Raw genomic sequence first — 5,586 nt, 5'->3', positions numbered from 1 at the left:
CAGGACCGGGTTGAGGTGAGGCTACTGCTCGTGTAGTTCGTGAAGCGGGGTTACGTTCGTGGTGAGTGGAGGCAGCGCGTGGCCGTGCCTCATCGTCGGCTTTTCCGGATTCCGTGCGTTGACCTTCTCATTGATCTGGAACCAGGTGACGATCTCCGAGATGTCTTTGCTCTGGCGTCGTTTTGTCGAGCCTCGGGGATAGCCGACACGGACGCCGTCGCGGTAGCCGGTGGCGGCCCGGCGCAGCGCGGCGATGTGGGCGGTCTGGTCGAAACTGCCGCCCGCCGCCTTGGCGGTCGCCGTCCGGAAGGCTTCGACCAGTTTTTTCACGACCTCGGTGACCCACTCCGCGTCGCCGTCCACGGGATTCCGGTCGATGGCGCCGAGGCAGCCGGACAGGTCCCGGTAGGCGGCGGCCACCGTCTCGCCCCGGACGAGAGAACTGTTCTCCGGCAGCAGCTCGAGAGTGACCGAACCCAGCCCGAGCGGTCGGCCGCGACCGAGCCGGAACACACCGAAATCGGCCGGCTTTTCCAACGGCTTCAGTTCTCCGGGGACGGTGATCTCACGGGGGTCGAGCAGCCACAGCAGCGCGCCCAGTTCCGCCTCGGTCATGTTCGTGACGTCGATGTCGAAGGTGAATGTGCTGCCGGCCCTGACCCAGGCCAGCACGGAGGCATTCCGTTTCGTCCGCAGCTTTGCCGGTTGCCTGTCTGAGGCCCGATTCCCCTGCTGGGAGCTTTTTGGCTGGGTGTTGGCCCGGGCACGGACCGCCTGCTGAACATACTCGTCGGGCTTGTCCTCAAGGTCGCGGTGGCGGGGAAAGACCTTGAAACCGCGCAAGCCTGCTTCCGGGCCATACATCTCTGCCTTCAGAGTTCCCTCGTCCACCGATTTTCCGCTGGGATCGGCCGCGCTGTAGAAACGGGCCTGGCTCGGCTTGGGCGCGCCAAGTTCGATCAGTGGTAGGCCGGACTCGCCCTGGAAATCGATAATTTGTACCGACTCAGGCCGGATCGGTGAGATCGTGACATGCCCGCGATAGGCGGTGGCATTGTCATCTCCTGCCTTGGCGTGCTGCTCGACTGTGCCAAACACCCGGTCCGCCGCGGAAAATGAGGTGAACTCGGTCGGTGGCAGGCGCTTGGGATCGACCAGCTGTCGTGGTTCCCGATCGTAGAGCCGCCGGGAGACCATTACTGGCAGTAGCTGAAGAATTTCTGTTTCGCTGGAGTCCAGCTCCGCATACAGCAGGTCTCCATCCTCCAGTGGATCCGATCTTTTCGCATGGGTGTTTTCCCAAAAAGGCTTCCGTTCGGCTATCGGAAGCCATTCAATGATCGGACGAGATGTCTTTTCCAGAGTTTCTTTGCGGGTATTCTCTGGAGAGTCGAGCAGCTGCCTGCGGTAACTTTCAAGGATTTCGCGATATCTTTGGACGACGAGAGGTGGAATGGGTATGGGGGGTTTTTTATTGCTTGCCGGGTGGGCGAAGAAAACTCGTTCATCGTGCTTGTTCGACGGAAAATTTTGTTGACCTGGTATAGGGTTCGTCCGGCATACCCATCCGGTAGTAGTGATTCTTTGCTGCGTAGATATGTGTTTCGCCCCCGACGCGTTACTCACACAAAGTTTCGGACTTTTTCCCGCGTAATTGATCGCTTGCACGAGCCAGTAAGTGTAGGTAAGCTTTCCGAAGTCGTCAAAATGTTGGATCTCGGACATGCCGATACTTACGGCTTCGCCGTGCTTAAATCGCCGTAGTTCGTCGAGGCCATCGGGTGTAAAACACAGATGCGCGGCCTTGCCGGCCTTGCCGTCCTTCCGATCCGGAAGCATCGCCGCTGGTAGCGGCTGCGTCTCGTCCTTGACGGACGAGCGTGTGCCGAGCAGCAGGGTCGCCCACAGTTTTCCCTCGGTGTCCTTCGTGATGCGGACCGGGGCCAGCCCGAGGGCTTCGTACGGCTGCGCACGGTATGGCAGCGGTCGGTCATGGCTGTCGAAGACCCCGAAGCGGGAGAGGGTGGCGATCTCGTAGGCGGAACGGAGCATTCCCTTGACCGACGTCACCGGGATCTCGACGTCGTGGCCCTTCGTGGCGTCTTTCGCATCCCCGGACCGGGAGCGGAGCCGGAGGTAGGTGTGACCGGCCTCGGCCTCGGCCTCGTGCCCCTCGTGCTTCGTGGTGCCCTCCGCCTTCGAGTCGGTCTCGCCGACGATCAGTGGGGTGCGGACTGTCATCCGCACCCGCAGGCGCCCGTTCCATAGCTCCGGCCGCAGCCGGTCGTGGCCGGCCGGAGCGGCGTCCCCGAACGGGGTTCCGTCGGCCGGCCGGGATGGCAGCGGTGCGAAGTTGTAGGCGTGGTGAAACGGTTTTCCCTCGGAGATCCCGGAGTTGTTCGCCCGAGCTCCGTTTCTTGTCCCTGCGTTTCCGCGGGTCCTGTCGTTCCCGCTGCTCGTGGTGTAGGCACCGCGGCTGTTGTTGTGGGGCGGTCTGTTCACGGCTCAGGCCTCCTGGGTGGGGAATGATGCTGGGACCGCCGCACCGCACAGCAGTTCGTCCGCGGGGACGACGTTGCCGTAGCGTGACTCGGCCACGAAAACCTCGAAGCTGGGCAGGGCAGCCCTGGTCCGCCCGGTGAGACCCGTCACCGGCGCGACGAACGGGCTCACCCTGTCCTGCTGGAAACGGGCCCAGCCGAGGCCGGCCGGCAGCGCGGTGGATCCGGAGAGCGGGCGGGCCGAGCCCCACAGCAGGTAGCTGTTCTCCCGCGCCCAGCACACCGTCGCGCTTGGCTCGGGTTCCTGCCGTGCATCCGGCGGCACCTCCTGGGAGCCGTTGGCAGCAGAGCTGTCGGCGGCAGCGGGATCGGCGGCAGGGAAGGGGGCGAGCGTGATCAGGACGGTGTGTTCCTCTCCAGCTACCCATCGCCACTCGACGGCGAGCACGCCCGGCCCACCGCCGAACAGACGCACCTCGAAGATCTTCTTCAGGACGTCCGCCGGCAGCGCGGCGCCGTGTTCGTCCACCAACCGCCAGTCCGTGCCGAGTTCGGCGAAGCGGGGGCCGGCGGTGCGGTAGAGCAGGGCGTACAGCAGCGGCGGCGCGGGCTCGACCTCTCGAAGCGCGGTCAGCGCCTCGGCGAGCCCGCCGCCGGGCAGTTGCCGCTCACCCAGCAGCGCCTTGTAAAACGTCATGCTTCCCCCTCGCCGCTGCTCACGGCATCACCGCTGCTTACGGCATCGCCATTGCTACCTTGAGTGCCGTTCGCATCGTTCGGAGCGTTTGTGCGTACGCCCGCGCTGTTACCGTTCGTGCCATCGCTGTCCGTGCTGTCCTGCTCCGCGCCGCTGGTGGACGTGCCGGACGGGGCGATCCAACGGGTCCAGTCGCCGTCGGCCGGCGGTAGTTTTCGTGCTTCGGCAAGGATCGCCGTGACGATCGCCGATGGGTTCTTCTTCGGTCTCGTCGCCGACCAGCCAGACGCCCACGGATGCCTGCCGGCGTTCCCGGAGCCGGCAGGCCCATGGGCCCGCACGTCGATCCTCGTCACGGTGATCGCTCCCAGCCCCCGGGTGCCCCGGCTGCCCAGCGGCAGCGTCCCGGCGGCGAGTTCGGTGAGGACCAGGGACAGCAGGACGAGCGCGGCGTCCGCCCGCTCCGACGACTCGCCGAGCCCCGGCCAGCCGGTGATCAGCCGGTCGAGGTCGACCTCGATGGTGATCGGTTCCCAGCCCCGCTGACGTCCCTTTCCCTGCTGGCCTTTGGTCGCCGGCTGCCGCACCGGAAGTATCGTGAACAGCCGTTCGTCCGCCGGGGCCGAGGTCCAGCGATCCAGCGCCACCTGGGTCGAGAGCGTCCCGAGCCGTCCCGCCGCGACAGGGAAGGCCGAGCTGCCCGCTGCCGCGGCCACGCTGTCGCCGTCTGTCGCGGTGGAGTCGTCCGTCGTGCTGGAGCGGTCCGTCGCGGTGGAGCCGTCTGTCGTGATGGAGCCGCCTGTCGCGGGAGGCGTGCGCAGGGCGTCAGCTTCCGTCCGGTTCAGCCCGGGCGACAGGTGGACGTCGGAGATCCGTAACGGCGACTTCCAGTCCGCGCTGCCGAACAGCAGCTGTATCAGCTCGGGATCCTCCGCCCGGTCGACGACAAAGTCCCGCTGCCCGAACGGCGGTTCCTTGCCCCCGCTGGGCGGCCCACCACCGATGATCGTTCGTGCGATGCGGGTGGCTCGGGTCCGGAACGCGCCTTTGATCGCCGAACCTGGCAGGACTGGCTGCCAGACGAAGTCGCCACCCTGAGTACCGTCACTGTCAGTAGTGGCGCTTTGGGTAACGGTGGGCTGGGACCTGTCCGGTCGGGTGTGCGTGCCGGCTGTGCCGGCATCCACTCGGCGGGTCAGGACAGGAACCGTCACCTGTCGTTCCTGGTCGTCGCCCCGAGGGACGTGCCCGACGGTCCGGCCCGCCGCGACCAGCAGCGCCAGCTCCGGATACCAGCCGACAGCGATCGTCAGCTTGCGTGCGGAAGCGGTGGGGAGTCCCAGCGGCGAGACAGTTGTGGCTCCGGTGCTGTGGTTATTCCCGGCGTCCAACTCCAGCCAGGCCCGCAGGCCGGGCAGCGTGGCGACGTCCATCCACTCCAGAGCGCTCTGCCGGGCCCTGACAGACCCGAGACCGCGGCTGGACGCGGCCCCCAACGGGATCAGCCCGTCGGTGAGCGCGGTCAGCACCGAGGCGAGCATCGTCTCGAGCGTCGGGCCACCACCGTCGTCACGGGTACCAGCGCCGTCACCCTTGCCCTTGCCCTTGCCCTGGGGACTGTCCGGCCTGGCGCGCGCGTCCGTGGTCAGGTAGAGGGGGATCTCGGTGCCGGCGGGCAGGACCTCGCGGTCGTACTTGATGGCGTGTGCGGCGGTCCCGGTCACGCGGTCGATGCCGACCCCGTCTCGGGTCTCGATGTCGCCCTGGACCCCGGCCCGTGGATCGGCGGGCGTGGGATCGGGCAGCGCCACGTCGGCGACGACGATACGGCTCGCGCCGTCGATCGACCCCCAGTAGCGACGGACGGCGCCGGGCGTCCAGGTCCGTTCACACCAGGCGCGCAGGGCGCCGGCGATCGACGTGCCCGGGATGTAGCGCTGGCCGGCACCGTTGACCGCCAGGGTCAGATGCGAGCGCTGCCCCTGGCTGCTGTCCGGGTCGCCTTGCCCGGACACGTCATCCGGCCCGGGCGCGATGGCCGGGGCCGGCTCGGCGAACGGATCGGTCAGCCCGGCCCCGCCGACGTGCAGCGGGCTCTGGGTGACCAGCGTCGAGGCCATCCGGTACCGGACGCGTGAGTCGAGGGCCGGCGCTTCCTTACTACCGGCGGAATAGGACCACAGGGGAGTGTCCGTGTCACTGGCTGTATCCGCGTTGTCCGTGTTATCCGTTCCGGCCGCGCTGTCCGTTCCGGCCGCGCTGTTCGCGCTGTCGACTGTCGTGCTCGCCAGCTTCTCCGTCTTCCGGCGGGCCGCTGCCGCGGCCGGTTCCGTCGTCACTGCCGTTGTCACTGCTGCCGTGGTTTGCGCGTCCAGGAGCTCGATCCGC

3 protein-coding genes are annotated in these 5,586 nt (G+C 67.1%); all 3 read right to left on the bottom strand.

Annotation, left to right across the window (positions count from 1 at the left end; translation table 11 throughout):
* Positions 1-21: 21 nt before the first annotated feature.
* A complete protein-coding gene (locus AC5LUJ_RS22990) occupies positions 22-2,502 on the bottom strand; it encodes a TIGR03986 family type III CRISPR-associated RAMP protein (protein WP_493465748.1) in 2,481 nt (826 codons plus the stop codon).
* Positions 2,503-2,505: 3 nt separating this feature from the next.
* Positions 2,506-3,198 (bottom strand): hypothetical protein, encoded by a 693-nt coding sequence (locus AC5LUJ_RS22985; RefSeq protein ID WP_493465747.1) that lies wholly within the window; start codon positions 3,196-3,198, stop codon positions 2,506-2,508.
* On the bottom strand, positions 3,195-5,586 hold a 2,392-nt coding region (locus AC5LUJ_RS22980), incomplete at its 5' end, for an RAMP superfamily CRISPR-associated protein (protein ID WP_493465746.1). The genes AC5LUJ_RS22980 and AC5LUJ_RS22985, both read right to left, overlap by 4 nt.

It is taken from the genome of Protofrankia sp. CiP1_Cm_nod3 (assembly GCF_982290655.1).
Note: the sequence above shows the minus strand (reverse complement) of the source record. Positions and strands in the feature narration are given on the sequence as shown.

Bases quoted from the DNA above. Each gene is read 5' to 3' on its own strand.
- AC5LUJ_RS22985 (WP_493465747.1), bottom strand. From the start codon at position 3,198: ATGACGTTTTACAAGGCGCTGCTGGGTGAGCGGCAACTGCCCGGCGGC.